Source organism: Streptosporangium amethystogenes subsp. fukuiense (assembly GCF_042665875.1).
Taxonomy (GTDB): Bacteria; Actinomycetota; Actinomycetes; order Streptosporangiales; family Streptosporangiaceae; genus Streptosporangium; species Streptosporangium fukuiense.
On sequence record NZ_JBHTEE010000001.1, the window covers coordinates 5,486,992 to 5,501,472 of the forward strand.

Genomic DNA, 14,481 nt, shown 5'->3' on the forward strand with positions numbered 1-14,481 from the left:
CAACCGGTTGCAGCCCCTGACGCCGACTCGGAAGGAGTTGCCGGCGATGGCAATCACCACGGCGAATCCCCGGATACGCCGCCGCCTGGGCCCCGCGGCCAGGACCCCCTACCTGCTGATCGCCCCCGCGGTGATCGCGATGCTCGGCTTCCTCGTCTACCCGATGGCCAGCGTCATCTACTACAGCCTGCAGACCTACAACGTCACCAAGCCCTGGGACAACGGCTTCGCCGGCCTCGACAACTTCCGCAGGCTGCTGTTCGAGGACCCGCTGTTCTGGCAGAGCCTCGGCTTCAGCCTCAAGTGGGTCGGCGTCGAGGTGTTCCTGCAGCTGGTGTTCGGGCTGGTCCTGGCGCTGATCGTGAACGAGACCTTCGTCGGCCGCGGCCTGGCACGGGCGACCGTGTTCTCCCCCTGGGCGGTCTCCGGGGTGCTGACCACCGGCATCTGGATCCTGCTCTACAACCCGACGACCGGCGTCTCCCGCTACCTCGCCGACCTCGGCCTCATGCAGTACGGCGCCGCGCCGCTGGCCAACCCGGACACCGTCTTCTGGGCGGCCGTGCTCGCCGAGCTCTGGCGCGGGGTGCCGTTCTTCGCGATCCTGCTCCTGGCCGACCTGCAGAGCATCTCCAAGGAACTCTACGAGGCGGCCTCGGTGGACGGTGCCTCGCGGGTGCGGCGGTTCGTCCACATCACGCTGCCGCACCTCAAGGACGCGATCATCCTGTCCACGCTGCTGCGCTGCGTGTGGGAGTTCAACAACGTCGACCTGCTCTACACGCTGACCGGCGGCGGCCCGGCGCACGCGACCACCACACTGCCGCTGTACGTGGCGGCCAAGGCCGTGCAGTCCCACGACTTCGGGTACGGCTCGGCGCTGACCACCGCCGCCTTCCTGATCCTGACCTTCTTCTCGATCGCCTACCTGCGGCTGAGCAAGTTCGGAGCGAAGTCATGACACTCCAGACGGCCGAACGGCCGCGCCTGGCCCCGTCCGCGCTCGCGCCGCGTACCGGCCGCAGGGAGAAGGGGAAGGTCGGCCGCTGGGAGATCTGGGTCCCCCTCGGGCTCTACCTGCTGTTCACGCTGGTCCCCTTCTACTGGATGCTGGTCTTCGCGTTCCGGCCCAGGGGATCGACCTCGCTGCTGCCCTGGCCGATCACGTTCGACAACTTCGCGACGGTCTGGAACGACCTGAGCTTCGCGGTCTTCTTCAAGAACAGCCTGATGGTGGGCGTCGCCTCCCTGGTCATGACGACCGTGGTCGCGCTGGCCGGCGGCTACGCCCTGGCCAGGTACGAGTTCCGCGGCCGGAAGCTGTTCATGGTCGGGATGCTCTGCACCCAGTTCATCCCCGGCGCGATGATGCTGATCCCGCTCTTCGAGATCTTCCGCGTCCTCGGCCTGGTCAACTCGCTGTGGAGCCTGGTGATCGCCGAGACGGTCTTCCAGCTGCCGCTCTCCCTCATCCTGATCAGCGGCTTCATCAGGAACGTCCCGGTGGAGCTGGAGCAGGCCGCCTGGGTGGACGGCTGCGGCCGGCTGCGCGGCTTCTTCGCCGTGGTGCTGCCGCTGCTGCGCCCCGCCCTGGTCGCGGTCGGCTCGTTCGCCTTCATCCACAGCTGGAACAACTTCCTGTTCGCGCTGATGTTCGTCAGCGAGCAGGAGAAGTTCACGGTGCCCGTCGGTCTCGCGTACACCCTGGGCGAGTTCAGCGTGGACTTCGGCGCCCTGGCCGCGGGCGGCGTCGTCGCCGCCGTACCGGTGGTGCTGGTCTTCGCGGTGATTCAGCGCTATCTGGTACAGGGCATGTCCGCCGGGGCGGTGAAGGGATGAGTCCCCTGGCGGCGAGTCCCATGTCGACTAAGGAACGGTGAGCGACCAATGACACGAACTCTCGTCACCGGGAGCGCCGGGCGGCTGGGCCGGAGCGTGGTCACCGCGCTGGCAGACGCCGGGCACGAGGTGATCGGTGTGGACACCGCGCCGGGCACCCCCTCGGCGGCCACCGCGGTGCTCCCCGCCGACCTGACGGATCTGGGGGAGTCCTTCGAGGTGATGACCAGGTTCCGGCCGGACGCCGTGGTGCACCTGGCCGCGATCGCCACCCCGTTCAGCAGGACGGACGCCTTCACCTACCGGGTCAACACCCAGCTGGCGTTCAACGTCTGCGAGGCGGCCGCCGGGGTCGGGGTCGAGCGGATCGTGGTCGCCAGCAGCCCCACGGTCATCGGGTACGGCACGGAGGGCTGGGTCCCCTCCTACCTGCCGCTCGACGAGGACCATCCGGTCGCGCCGTGGAACGCCTACAGCCTGTCCAAGCTGGTCGCCGAGCAGGTGATGGCCACGTTCGCGCGCAGTTCGAAGGCGAGGTTCGCGGCCGTGCGGCCCTGCTTCGTCGTCGCCCCCGAGGAGTGGGCGGGCGCGCCCACCCAGTCGGGGCACACGATCGCCGAGCGGCTGGACCGGCCGGAGATCGCGGGGACGTCGCTGTTCAACTACATCGACGCCCGTGACGCCTCCGACATGGTGCTGGCCCTGCTGGACAAGCTGCCCGGACTGCCGAGCGGCGAGGTGTTCTTCGCGGGCGCGGCCGACGCGCTGGCCCGCGAGCCACTGGCCGAACTCCTCCCCCGGGTCAACCCCGCGACCGCGGGACTCGCGGAGAAACTGACCGGCTCGACGCCTGCCTTCTCCTCGGCCAAGGCCGGGCGACTGCTCGGCTGGCAGGCGAAGCGGAGCTGGCGCACCGAGATTGGAGCCCTGTGATGAACCTCAGCGGAGTGCTGTTCTTTCCCGTCACCCCGTTCCGCGCCGACGGCTCGGTGGCCGGTGACGTACTGGCCGAGCATGTGGGGCGCGGACTGGAGCACGGTCCCGGCGGGGTCTTCGTGGCCTGTGGGACCGGCGAGTTCTCCGCGCTGTCGGAGGCGGAGCACGCCCAGGCGGTGCGGATCGCGGCCGAGACCGTGAACGGCCGGGTGCCGGTGCTGGCGGGAGCGGGAGGACCGATCGGCGCCGCGCTCGCCCAGGCCGGGGCGGCCAGGGACGCAGGCGCCGACGGGCTGCTGCTCATGCCCCCCTACCTGGTGAACGGTACGCGCGAGGGCTACTCGGCGTACGTCTCGGCGGTCGCCGGGGTGCTGCCCACGATCATCTACCAGCGCGGCTCGGTGGTACTGGCCCCCGAGCAGGCGGTCGAGCTGTCCCGGATCCCCGGTGTGATCGGGATCAAGGACGGCGTCGGCGACATCGACCGCATGCAGCGGACGGTGCTGGCGGTGCGGGAGGAACGGCCCGACTTCCTGTTCTTCAACGGCCTGCCGACGGCCGAGCTGACCATGCCGGCCTACCGTGGCATCGGGGTGGAGCTGTACTCCAGCGCGGTCTTCTGCTTCGCCCCCGAGATCGCCACCGCCTATCTGGGCGGCGACGAGCGGCTGATCAGGGAGTTCTACGCCCCCCTGGTCCGGCTCCGCGACCGGGTTCCCGGTTACGCGGTCTCGCTGGTCAAGGCCGGGGTACGGCACCGCGGCCTGGATGTCGGCGGGGTACGGCCGCCGCTGGTCGACCCCTCCGCCGAGCACGTGGAGGAGCTCGCCGGGCTGATCAAGTCCGGCCTGGCCCTGGTCGGGCGGTGAGCGGCCGATGACCGCGCGGCCAGTGATCACCTCCCTGGAGACGACGCTGCGGACCGTGGCGCTGCCGCGGCCGTGGGGTGCCGACGTGCCCGCCAACCACGTGGTCGTCGTACGGCTGACGCTGGCCGACGGACGGAGCGGGACCGGGTTCTCCTGGACCCCGCAGATCGGGGCCCGGGCGGTGCGGGCCCTGCTGGACGGCGAGATCGGCGAGGCCGTCGTCGGCCTGGAGCCGCATCCGGAGGTCGTCTGGGACCGGCTCTGGCGGCACCTGCGCGAGGCGGGCGGCGGCGGGCTCACCACGATCGCGATGGCCGGGGTCGACCTGGCGCTGTGGGACCTGCGCTGCGGCGAGGCGGGGCTGGTCGACACGCTCGGGCGGCGCCGTGACAGCGTGCCGGTGTACGGCAGCGGCGTGAACCTGCACTACTCGATGGAGGAGCTCGTCGCGCAGGCCGGGCGGTGGCGGGCCGCGGGCCACCCGGCGGTCAAGGTCAAGGTGGGCCGCGACTCGCTGGCCGAGGACGTGGCGCGGGTCGCCGCGGTCCGCGAGGTGATCGGGCCGGACACGCTGCTCATGGTGGACGCCAACCAGCGCTGGGACCTGCCTCGGGCCCGGCGGGCGATCTCCGCCCTGGCGGAGTACGGACTGCACTGGGTGGAGGAGCCGCTGCCCGCCGACGACGTGACCGGGCAGGCCCGGCTCCGCTCCTGCGTCGAGGTCCCGATCGCCGTGGGAGAGAGCGCCTACTCCGTCTACGACTTCCGGGACCTGCTCCTCGCCGGGGCCTGCGACGTCCTGCAGCCGAACGTGGTGCGGGTCGGCGGGATCACCCCGCTGCTCAGGATCGCCGAGCTGGCCAGGACGTTCGGGGTGCCCGTCTACCCGCACCTGCTGCCGGAGATCTCCGGGCAGCTCGCCCTGGCCCTGCCGCTGCCGTGCATGACCGAGGAGGTCGAGGACGCCTCCTTCGCGGCGCTCGGCCTGATCGAAGAGCCCTACCCGGTCTCGGTGGAGAAGGGCGAGCTGCGCGCCGGAGACCACCGGGGCCTTGGACTGCGATGGAGGTGACCTGATGAAACCGGTTCGCGTGGTGCTGGCCGGGGCGCACGGGCACGGCTGGTGGCACCTGTCGAACGTGCGGCGGCTGACCGAGGCGGGGCTGGTCGAGCTGGTCGGGGTGTGCGACGTGCGGCCGGTCGACGACCTGCCCGCCGGGGTGGAGTTCTCCGGCGACCTGGCCGGGCTGATCTGGCGCACCTCCGCCGAGGTGACGATCCTGTGCACGCCCATCCACACCCACGCGGAGCTGGCGGAGCGGGCACTGCGCGCCGGCTCGCACGTGCTGCTGGAGAAGCCGCCCGCCGCGACCTACGCCGACTACGAGCGGATCGCCGCGGTGGTCGCCGAGACCGGGCTCGCCTGCCAGGTGGGATTCCAGAGCCTGGGCTCGGCGGCGATCCCCGCGATCCGGCGGATGGTCGCCGAGGGAGCGATCGGCCGGGTCACCGGGATCGGTGCCGCGGGCGCGTGGGAGCGCCCCTACACCTACTACAGCCGGGTGCCGTGGGCCGGCAGGCGCGAGGTCGACGGGGTGCCCGTGGTGGACGGCGCCCTCACCAACCCGCTCGCGCACGCGACCGCGACCGCGCTGGCCATCTCCGGGGCGGAGGTGGGAGACGTCGAGGTCGAGCTCTACCGGGCCAACGCGATCGAGGCGGACGACACCTCATCCGTGCGGATGCGGATGGACGACGGGACCGTGGTGACCGTCGCGGTCTCGCTCTGCGCGGATCGGCGGCACGAGCCGTACCTGATCGTGCACGGCGAGGAGGGACGGATCAGGCTGACCTACACCGAGGACCGGGTCGAGTTCGACGGGACCTCGGCCGTGCACCCGAGGACCGACCTGCTGGAGAACCTCGTCGCGCACCTCCGCGACGGCACGGAGCTGCTGGTACCGCTGGAGCGGACCCGGGGTTTCATGCGCGTCCTGGAGGCGGTCCGGCTGGCGCCCGAGCCCACCGCCATACCGGACGTGTTCCAGGAGGTCGGTGCGGAGCGCCGGGTGCTGCCCAGGATCGCCGAGGTGACGGCGTCGAGCGCGGAGCGGCTGGCGCTCTACTCGGAACTGCGGGTGCCCTGGAGCGGGCGCCTCCGCCGCGCGGGGGGAGCCGGCGCGGGACGGACGGTTCCCGGCCCGGGCGACGGGGCGCGGAGACCGCTCCGGGGCGACGCCTTGCGGCCGGTGCTCGTGGCGCACGGGCGCCAGGTCGCCGAGTACGTCGTGGCGCCTGAGCTGCCGCCGACGTCGTCGCCCCGGCCGTACCTGCACCCGGTGCGCACCCTCGGCGGCACCACCGTGACCGAGGTCGCGCCGGAAGACCACGTGCACCACCTGGGAGTGAGCATCGCGATCTCCGACCTGGGCGGGGGCAACTTCTGGGGCGGGCGCACCTATGTCCGCGACGCCGGTCCCACCTGGCTCGGCGACCACGGCACGCAGCGGCATCTCGGATTCTCCTGGCGCGACTCCTCCGGGTTCGGGGAGTCACTGGCCTGGGAGGGGCCCGACGGCGTCGAGACGGCCCGCGAGGCGCGGAGCGTACGGGTGGTGGAGCTGGGTGGTTGCTGGGCGCTCGACATGTCGTTCGAGCTGACGAACCTCACCGGCGAGCCGCTGCCCGTCAGGAGTTCGGCCACCAAGGGCCGCGCGGGGGCCGGGTACGGCGGTTTCTTCTGGCGGGCGCCGGGGACGGCCGCCGGACGCCAGGTCTTCACGGCGGACGCCGAGGGCGAGGACGCGGTGCACGGGTCGACGGCCCCGTGGCTCGCCATGGCCTCGGCGGACTGGACCCTGGTCTTCGTCCAGCGGGACGACCCCTGGTTCGTCCGGATCGTGGAGTACCCGGGCGCCGGCCCCGCCCTCGCCTGGGACACGCCGCTGCTCATCGAGGGCACCCTGAGGCGAAGGATCGTCACCGTCGTCGCGGACGGCCGGCTGGACCCCGGCGACGCGGCGGCGCTCGCCGCGGAGGTCGCCCGGTGACGGGCCAGGGGCGATACGGCATCTCACGCGATGTGACCAACCCGGGACAGCAGAGCGCCTCGGGCGGAGTGCGGCACCCATACGGTCAAGCAATGTCGGGGGACACGACACAGAGAGGCAGAGAGCAATGACTTCACCCTCAAAGCGCCTGGCGATCCTGGCCACGGCCTTGACGCTCGGCACCGGGCTTGCCGCGTGCGGCGCGGAGGAGCCGGAGTCCTCCGGCGGGAAGACCACGATCACCTTCTGGGACGACAACGGCGGCCCGGCGCGCACCCCGGTGTGGCAGCACATCATCGCCGAGTTCCAGAAGGCGAACCCGTCCATCGAGGTGAAGTACGTCGGCATCCCGATCGCCCAGGCGCAGCAGAAGTACGACACCGCGATCGCCGGAGGCGGCCTGCCCGACGTGGGCGGTGTCTCCACCGCGATGCTGTCGAGCCTGGTGGCGCAGAAGGCGCTGGAGCCGGTGGACGCCCGGATCTCCGGTGGCGCGCTGAACGGCAAGCTGAACGAGCAGGTGGTGAGCACGGTCAAGGGCACCGTGCCCGACGGCAAGACCTACCTGGTTCCCATGTCCACAAATATGGGTGTTTTCTGGTACCGGACCGACTGGTTCAAGGAGGCCGGCCTCAAGACGCCCACGACCTGGAACGACTTCTTCACCGCCACCGAAAAACTGACCGACACCGCCAAGAACCGCTACGGCTTCACCATCCGCGGCGGGGCGGGCTCGATCGCGCAGATGCTGGAGGTGGTGTACGGCCAGTCCGGCATCACCGAGATCTTCGACGCCTCGGGAAAGGCGACGGTCAACGACCCGAGGAACGTGGCGGCCCTCACGAAGCTGGCCGGGCTGTACAAGAAGGTCACTCCCGAGGCCGACATCAGCAACGACTACACGAAGATGGTCGCCCAGTTCGACGGCGGCAACATCGCGATCATGCAGCACAACCTGGGGTCGTACCAGGACCACGTCAAGACGATCGGCGCGGGCAACGTGGCGGCCATGCCCGTACCCAAGTCCGACGGGGGCGTCCAGGCGATCCTGTCCAACCCGGTCTCGGGCATCGGCGTGTTCGCCTCCGGCGAGAAGAAGGACGCCGCGTACAAGTTCGCGGAGTTCGCCGCCTCCAAGGAGATGAACAGCTACTGGTCGGAGCAGACCGGCGTGCTCCCGGCCAACACCGACGTCAACGACGAGCCGTGGATCGCGGGGCTGCAGCACATCGCCGCGGCGGTCAAGGTGCTCAACGACCCGGCGACGAAGATCGTGCAGATGCCCTACCACCTGCCGGAGTTCAACGCGATCACCAAGACCGACATGGAGCCGGAGTTCCAGAAGGTCCTGCAGGGCGCCCTGTCCCCCAAGGACTTCCTGGACGCGTTCGCGGCCAAACTGACGGAGGCCCAGGCGTCGTACAAGCAGCGTAACGGCGGCTGAGCCTGACCATCGGGGCGGGCGCGCCCATCCCTGACCTGGGCGCGCCCGCCTTCGCCATTCCGGAAGGCTCCCGAGGTTCTCACGGAGCCTCCCCTCCCACCTGACCTGTGGAGGAACCACCATGAAACGAGCCGTCGCGCTCACCGCCCTGCTCTCCCTGGCGGTTCTCGCCGCCCCGGCCGCATCCGCCGCCGTCCCGGAGACCCCCACCGCCTCACCCGCCGGACGGAAGGCCGACCTCGGCCGCCAGACCCTGCCCGCGAACGACGGCTGGGCCGCCGAGGGCACCGGAACCACCGGCGGCGCCGCCGCGCCGACGTCGAACACGCACACCGTGTCCACCCGGGCCCAGCTCGCCGCCGCGCTCGCCGCACCCTCGCCGAAGATCATTTATGTGAAGGGCACCATCGACACTGACAGGACCTGCGCGGACTACGCGACCGGCGGCTACACGCTGGAGGCCTACCTGGCCGCGTACGACCCCGCGGTGTGGGGCAGGGACACCGAGCCCTCGGGCCCGCTGGAGGACGCGCGGGCCGCCTCGGCCGCCAGGCAGACCGCCAACATCAAGCTCAAGGTCGGTTCCAACACCACGATCGTCGGCCTCGGCAAGGACGCGCGCATCCGGGGCGTCAACCTGCACATCGACAAGGCGGACAACGTCATCGTCCGCAACATCGACTTCGAGGACACCGCCGACTGCTTCCCGCAGTGGGACCCGACCGACGGCGACGAGGGCAACTGGAACTCCCTCTACGACAACATCTCGGTGACCGGCTCGACGCACGTGTGGGTGGACCACAACACCTTCACCGACGGCGACAACCCGGACTCGAACCAGCCGCTGTACTTCGGCAGGCCCTACCAGGTGCACGACGGGCAGCTCGACATCACCAGCGGCTCCAACTACGTGACGGCCTCCTGGAACCGGTTCGCCGACCATGACAAGACGATGCTGATCGGCTCGACCAACAACCCGGCGACCGACGCGGGCAAGCTGAAGGTCACCGTCCACCACAACCACTTCGACAACACGCTCCAGCGGCTGCCCCGGGTGCGCTTCGGCCAGGTGCACGTCTACAACAACTACTACGAGATCCCGGACGCCTCGACCTTCGTGTACGCCCTCGGCGTGGGCGTGCAGTCGCAGATCTTCGCCGAGAACAACTTCTTCCGGCTGAGCCGGGCCGTGTCTCCGGCTAGCCTGCTCTACAACTGGGGCGGCACGTCCCTCACCGCCAGGGGGAACGTGCTCCGCGTCGGCGGGCCCGTCGTCCCCCTCGACCTCGTCGCCGCCTACAACGCCGCCCACGACCCCGACTTCGGCACGGACGCGGGCTGGACCCCCACCCTGCACACCGCGATCGAACCGGCCCCGGAGGTACGCCGGTCCGTCTCCCGGCACGCGGGCTCAGGCAAGATCGGCTAACGCTCCGTACCCGCGTGGAGATCGCGAACGCGCGGTCGGAAACCTGAACGCGGTGAGCGGCTTCTGCGGCGGCCCCCAGGGGCGCCCGGCAGACCGAACGGGCCGGTCACAGCCGCCCCGCAACATATCGAAAGGTGCCGGACACCTACCAACGTGTCCGGCACCTTTTCGACTGGGAGACTCCGTGACACAGCGAGATCGCTCCGATCGTGAGTTCAGACCGTTTCGGCGCCATGACCGGCGGCGATCACGTCAATGTGGCGGGCGAGTTCGAAGTCCTTGGCTGTGAGGCGATTCCCGGCGTCGTGAGTAGTGATCACGAATCGGATCCGCTGCCAGGTGATGTGGATATCAGGGTGGTGGCCGACTTCGCGAGCCTTGGCCGCGACGTACATGGCCAGATGTACGCACTCGTGATAAGCATGCTTGAACGTCCGGGCTATGGCCTGCCCCTCACGCTCCCACCCTGGCAGCTCGGCCAGATGGGCGACGATCTGCTCTTCGGACAACGGCTGAGGGGTCATCGGTATCTCCGCGTCATGCAGTCAGTTGAACTGGGAGATGATCTCATTCAGTTCTCTGCCAGACGAGGTGCTTGCCCAAGCAGTCGCGCGGCGAGGGATTTCCCTCAGCTCCTGACGCAGTCGAGCCGATCCCGTGCCCTCGACGATCGCCGCAGTGGCTGACACGATCTGGACAACCCGTTCCGGTTCAGGAACTGCGGCCAGAGCGCTTGCCTGACGCGCCCAGAACACCCCGTTGTCACGCCCGGTCGGGCAGGAACGAGGTCATCGACGGGTCGTCGGCGACCGCCCTAAGCCACGGACCTCGCATGCGGCTCCGCGGCCTGCTCGTCCAGCAGGTCGCGAAGCCGTGTCGGGCGAGGCGGTCCTGCGTCCGTCGGCGGCCAGCCCCCGCGAGGGGGGCACACGCCACCGGGCAGGTCGGAGGAGCAACGGCCGGTAGGTGACCCGCGTCTAGGAGACGACCCCGTCGACCCGGCGGGGGATGCCGAGGGGGTTGTCGTCGCGCAGCTCGGGCGGGAGGAGCTCGGCCGGCCAGTCCTGGTAGGCGGTGGGGACCAGCCACCTGCGGATCGCGGCGGCGCCGACCGAGGTGTGCGCGGCGGCCGTGCTCGCGGGCCAGGGGCCGCCGTGGTGCATGGCCCAGCGGACCGCGACACCGGTCGGCCAGCCGTTCCAGATCAGCCGGCCCGCCTTCCTGAGCAGCACCTCGGCGCTCTCCCGCGCCTCGCCGGGGTCGGTGGCGTGGATCGTGGCGGTCAGCGAGCCGTCCAGCCTCTCCAGTACGGCGGGCAGCTCCGCCGCGTCGTCGTAGACCACGACGACGGAGGCCGGGCCGAAGCACTCCTCGGCGATGTCGGGCAGGGCGCCGGCGAACGACGCCAGGTCGGTGACGAACACCTGCGGCGCCACCGCGAAGGCCCCCTCGCCCGGCCGCCCCTCGGCCAGGGTGGTGAGCTTGCCGAGCCTGGCCAGCCCGTGCAGGAAGCCGCCCCGGATCCGCTCGGTGAGCATCGGCCCGCCCGCGGTCGCGGAGACCGCCTCGGTGATGGCGGTCAGCAGCTCGGCGTCGTCGGGGACGAAGACCAGTCCGGGGTTGGTGCAGAACTGGCCGGTGCCGAGGGTCAGCGAGGCGGCGAACCCCTGGGCGAGTCCTTCGCGGTCGGCCGAGGGCAGCACGACGACGGGGTTGACGCTGCCCAGCTCGCCGTAGAAGGGGATGGGGTCGGGACGCTCGGCGATGAGAGCCTGGACGGCCTTACCGCCGGGGATGGAGCCGGTGAACCCCACGGCCACCACGGAAGGGTGCGTGGCCAGCCGCTTTCCCGCGTCGAGCCCGCGGACCAGGCCCAGGAGTGCCGGATCGGGCAGCGCGCTCTGGATGATCTTCTGTGACAGCTCCGAGGTGCGCGGGTGCCCGTCGTGCGCCTTGACCACCACCGGGCATCCGGCGGCCAGTGCCGAGGCGGTGTCACCGCCCGCGACCGAGAAGGCGAACGGGAAGTTGCTCGCCGCGAAGACGCCGGCCACGCCGGGCAGCGGGTGGTTCATCCGCCGCAGGTCGGGGGCCGGTGGCTGGGCCGTCGCGTGGTCGATCACCGCCTCCACGTGCCCGCCGTCCCGCAGCACCTGGGCGAAGAGCCGGAACTGGCCCGCGGCCCGCCCCACCTCGCCGCGGAGCCGGGTCTCCCCGAGCGCGGTCTCGGCGTCGGCGGCCCGCCAGAGCTCCTCGACGCCTCCCTCCAGTGCCGCCGCGACCGCCTCCAGCACCGGCGCCCGGTCGGCGGAACGCCAGGCGGGCCCCGCCGTGTGGGCGGCTCCGACGACCGCGTCCACCTCGCCGTCCGAGGTCAGGGGGTAGGGGTCCCCGGCGAACTCGCCGGTCCTGGGGTCAATTGAGTGGATCAACACGGAGCCTTTCCTCGGTGGAGCCTGTCATGGCTCGCTGGGCCACCCTCCTACGGTAAGCGCTTTCCGCAACAGCGGCCACCCCGCGGACCGGCGCTAGGGAAGCTCCGCCTCCCAGCCGGCGATCAGCGTCCGGCCCCCGACCAGCACCGCCACCTGTTCCCCGGCCGCGCCCAGGGCGGTCCGCAGCGCCTTCGCCTCCTCTCCCCGGTACGTCCGGGAGGAGGGGTTCCCGGAAGCCTGGTCCAGCACCGGCGCGAGGACACCCTCGGGCCAGCTCGCCTGCCGGACGGGCCGGACACCGCGGCCCTCGTACAGGGTCACGGTGATCGGCGCGGTGCGGTCCGGCGTGCCGGTGGCCCGGATCCGGCCGGTCAGCGCCGTGAGCCGCTCACCGGCGGCGACGATCCGCTCGTCCTCCACCAGCGGCGCCCCCTCCAGCCGGTTCTCGTGGACCTTCCCGTCCTGGCCGGTCACGGTGATGACGGCGAAGGGCTGGTCGGTGGCTCCCCCGGTACGGTCGAGGGTGCCCTCCCGTCCCGCCAGGGCCTCGACCAGCCCGGCCCGCAGGTCCCCCAGCTCGGTCGCGGAGAGCCGGACGGCGACCAGCTCCCCGTCCCGCAGCGAGACGGCCCGCCCGTCACCGGTGACGCTCAGGCTGTCACCGCCGACGCAGGTCATCGGGCCGCACCTGAGGAACCGGACCACGACGTCGTCGGCCTGAGCTCCTGCCCGCGCGACGGTCGCGGTGGTTTCGAGGGTCGCGGTGGTTTCGGCGGTCGCGGAACAGCCGGTCAGCAGGAGCACGGCGGCCAGCAGAGAACGGATCACACCACTGTGACGACCCGGGAACCGACTTGGTTCACCCGCCTTTCCCCCACCGGAGGCGGGTCAGGACCTGGCGGCCTGGGCGGTTTCCCTGGCCCAGCGGTAGTCGGCCTTGCCCGCCGGGGAGCGGACCATCTCGTCGACGAAGGCGAAGGTCCTGGGCACCTTGTAGCCGGAGAGCCTCGCCCGGCAGTGCGCGTCGAGGTCCGCCGCCGAAGGGGTCGTGCCGGGACGGAGTTCGACCACCGCGGCGACCCGGCTGCCCCAGCGTTCGTCGGGGATGCCGGTGACGACCGCGTCGAAGACCGCCGGGTGCCCCTTGAGCACCGCCTCGACCTCCTCGGGGAACACCTTCTCACCGCCGGTGTTGATGCAGACCGAGCCTCGCCCGAAGATCGTGATGGTACCGTCCTCCTCGACCTGGCCCATGTCGCCGGTGAGCAGCCAGCGCACGCCGCCCGAGTCGGTCACGAAGGTCTTGCCGGTCTTGTCGTCGTCCTTGTAGTAGCCGTAGGCGATCCGGCCGCTCCTGGCGACCATGCCCAGCTCACCCCCGCCGGGCTTGACCGGCTCCAGCCTCTCGTTGAGCACGGCCAGGTTGACCGCGACGTTGGCCTGGAAGCGCTGGCCCGACTCGGGCGAGGAGCCGGGGACCGCCGAGGCGGTGTATCCGGACTCGCTGGACCCGAAGTTGTCCAGGATCATCCTGCCGGGCAGCAGCTCCGCCAGGCGGTCACGGAGGGAGCCGGTCAGGATGGCGCCGGTGGAGCTGAGCACGAACAGCGACGACAGGTCGTAGCCGCCGCCCGCGAGCTCGTCGATCAGCGGACGGGCCATCGCGTCGCCGGTGATGTTGATCGTCAGGACCCCCTCCCGCTCGATCGCGCGCAGTACCTCGGCCGCGTCGAACTTGCGGACGTAGACCATGGTCCCGCCCATCCACCAGGTGATGAAGGTGGCCATCTGGGCCGCGCCGTGCATCAGTGGGGCCGCCGCCAGCATGGTGACGGGCCCGGAGGCCACCGCCGCCTCGATCACCTCCTCCGGCGTCGCCCGCGGCTCCCCACCCGGATTGCCGCCGCCGAAGGCGAAGAACAGGTCCTCGACCCGCCACATCACGCCCTTGGGCATGCCGGTCGTGCCACCGGTGTAGATGATGTAGACGTCGTCGCCGGACCGCGCGGGGAACCCGCGCTCCGGCGACCCGGCCGCCAGTGCCTCCTGGTACGGCACCGCGGTCTCGACCTCGGACACCCCGCCCACCGCGATCAGGTGCCGGAGCCGCGGGACCTGCGGGACGGTGGCCGCCACCCGGCCGTCGAACTCCACGTCGAACAGGAGTGCCACGATGTCGGAGTCCTGGTAGAGGTAGCGCAGCTCGGCCTCTACGTAGCGGTAGTTCACGTTGATCGGCACGGCCCGGATCTTGAGCGCGGCCAGCATCCCCACCAGGTACTCGATGCCGTTGTAGAGATGGATGCCCACGTGCTGACCGGCCGAGACGCCCCGGTCGAGCAGGTAGTGCGCGAGCCGGTCGGCCTCCGCGTCCAGTTCCGCGTAGGTCCGGCGATCATCTCCGCAGATGGCGGCGGTGCGGTCCCCGACCGCGTCCACGATCCCCTCGAACAGATCTGCGTGGTTGAACTCCATGTGC

General features: G+C 71.0%; 12 protein-coding genes. 8 read left to right on the forward strand and 4 right to left on the reverse strand.

Annotated elements, in window-relative coordinates; translation table 11 throughout:
• Positions 1-46: 46 nt before the first annotated feature.
• The 8 genes from ACFQVD_RS23415 (at position 47) to ACFQVD_RS23450 (ending at position 9,567) form a co-directional block, all read left to right on the forward strand.
• A complete protein-coding gene (locus ACFQVD_RS23415) occupies positions 47-961 on the forward strand; it encodes a carbohydrate ABC transporter permease (protein ID WP_343973567.1) in 915 nt (304 codons plus the stop codon).
• Positions 958-1,839 carry a carbohydrate ABC transporter permease gene (locus ACFQVD_RS23420; RefSeq protein WP_343973570.1) on the forward strand — a complete coding sequence of 294 codons (882 nt, stop codon included), beginning with the start codon at positions 958-960 and terminating at the stop codon, positions 1,837-1,839. The genes ACFQVD_RS23415 and ACFQVD_RS23420 overlap by 4 nt, the downstream gene beginning before the upstream one ends.
• Positions 1,840-1,887: 48 nt before the next feature.
• Positions 1,888-2,772 carry an NAD-dependent epimerase/dehydratase family protein gene (locus ACFQVD_RS23425; RefSeq protein ID WP_343973573.1) on the forward strand — a complete coding sequence of 295 codons (885 nt, stop codon included), beginning with the start codon at positions 1,888-1,890 and terminating at the stop codon, positions 2,770-2,772.
• A complete protein-coding gene (locus ACFQVD_RS23430; protein ID WP_343973577.1) occupies positions 2,772-3,644 on the forward strand; it encodes a 5-dehydro-4-deoxyglucarate dehydratase in 873 nt (290 codons plus the stop codon). Before ACFQVD_RS23425 ends, ACFQVD_RS23430 begins: the two co-directional genes overlap by 1 nt.
• 7 nt (positions 3,645-3,651) lie before the next feature.
• Complete coding sequence (locus ACFQVD_RS23435) at positions 3,652-4,716, forward strand: mandelate racemase/muconate lactonizing enzyme family protein (RefSeq protein ID WP_343973580.1); 1,065 nt, start codon at positions 3,652-3,654, stop codon at positions 4,714-4,716.
• A gap of 4 nt (positions 4,717-4,720) precedes the next feature.
• Entirely contained in the window at positions 4,721-6,694 is a 1,974-nt protein-coding gene (locus ACFQVD_RS23440; protein WP_343973583.1) for a DUF6807 family protein, read from the forward strand.
• 127 nt (positions 6,695-6,821) lie between these two features.
• On the forward strand, positions 6,822-8,138 hold the full coding sequence (locus ACFQVD_RS23445) for an ABC transporter substrate-binding protein (RefSeq protein ID WP_343973586.1): 1,317 nt from the start codon (positions 6,822-6,824) through the stop codon (positions 8,136-8,138).
• A gap of 121 nt (positions 8,139-8,259) precedes the next feature.
• Positions 8,260-9,567 carry a pectate lyase family protein gene (locus tag ACFQVD_RS23450; protein WP_343973589.1) on the forward strand — a complete coding sequence of 436 codons (1,308 nt, stop codon included), beginning with the start codon at positions 8,260-8,262 and terminating at the stop codon, positions 9,565-9,567.
• A gap of 215 nt (positions 9,568-9,782) precedes the next feature.
• On the opposite strand, the gene ACFQVD_RS23455 is transcribed toward ACFQVD_RS23450, so the two are convergent.
• The 4 genes from ACFQVD_RS23455 to ACFQVD_RS23470 all read right to left on the reverse strand — a co-directional run bounded on the left by ACFQVD_RS23455 (position 9,783) and on the right by ACFQVD_RS23470 (position 14,477).
• Positions 9,783-10,091 (reverse strand): 4a-hydroxytetrahydrobiopterin dehydratase, encoded by a 309-nt coding sequence (locus tag ACFQVD_RS23455; protein ID WP_343973592.1) that lies wholly within the window; start codon positions 10,089-10,091, stop codon positions 9,783-9,785.
• A gap of 453 nt (positions 10,092-10,544) precedes the next feature.
• On the reverse strand, positions 10,545-12,002 hold the full coding sequence (locus ACFQVD_RS23460; RefSeq protein ID WP_343973595.1) for an aldehyde dehydrogenase (NADP(+)): 1,458 nt from the start codon (positions 12,000-12,002) through the stop codon (positions 10,545-10,547).
• Positions 12,003-12,095: 93 nt separating this feature from the next.
• On the reverse strand, positions 12,096-12,830 hold the full coding sequence (locus ACFQVD_RS23465; protein WP_343973598.1) for a hypothetical protein: 735 nt from the start codon (positions 12,828-12,830) through the stop codon (positions 12,096-12,098).
• 60 nt (positions 12,831-12,890) lie between these two features.
• Entirely contained in the window at positions 12,891-14,477 is a 1,587-nt protein-coding gene (locus tag ACFQVD_RS23470; protein WP_343973601.1) for an acyl-CoA synthetase, read from the reverse strand.
• Between the last annotated feature and the right edge of the window lie 4 nt (positions 14,478-14,481).

What these genes read in the sequence shown, in the direction of transcription:
- ACFQVD_RS23415 (WP_343973567.1), top strand. Translation starts at nt 47, where the DNA reads ATGGCAATCACCACGGCGAATCCCCGGATACGCCGCCGCCTGGGCCCC.
- ACFQVD_RS23420 (WP_343973570.1), top strand. Translation starts at nt 958, where the DNA reads ATGACACTCCAGACGGCCGAACGGCCGCGCCTGGCCCCGTCCGCGCTC.
- ACFQVD_RS23425 (WP_343973573.1), top strand. Translation starts at nt 1,888, where the DNA reads ATGACACGAACTCTCGTCACCGGGAGCGCCGGGCGGCTGGGCCGGAGC.
- ACFQVD_RS23430 (WP_343973577.1), top strand. Translation starts at nt 2,772, where the DNA reads ATGAACCTCAGCGGAGTGCTGTTCTTTCCCGTCACCCCGTTCCGCGCC.
- ACFQVD_RS23435 (WP_343973580.1), top strand. Translation starts at nt 3,652, where the DNA reads ATGACCGCGCGGCCAGTGATCACCTCCCTGGAGACGACGCTGCGGACC.
- ACFQVD_RS23440 (WP_343973583.1), top strand. Translation starts at nt 4,721, where the DNA reads ATGAAACCGGTTCGCGTGGTGCTGGCCGGGGCGCACGGGCACGGCTGG.
- ACFQVD_RS23445 (WP_343973586.1), top strand. Translation starts at nt 6,822, where the DNA reads ATGACTTCACCCTCAAAGCGCCTGGCGATCCTGGCCACGGCCTTGACG.
- ACFQVD_RS23450 (WP_343973589.1), top strand. Translation starts at nt 8,260, where the DNA reads ATGAAACGAGCCGTCGCGCTCACCGCCCTGCTCTCCCTGGCGGTTCTC.
- ACFQVD_RS23455 (WP_343973592.1), bottom strand. Translation starts at nt 10,091, where the DNA reads ATGACCCCTCAGCCGTTGTCCGAAGAGCAGATCGTCGCCCATCTGGCC.
- ACFQVD_RS23470 (WP_343973601.1), bottom strand. Translation starts at nt 14,477, where the DNA reads ATGGAGTTCAACCACGCAGATCTGTTCGAGGGGATCGTGGACGCGGTC.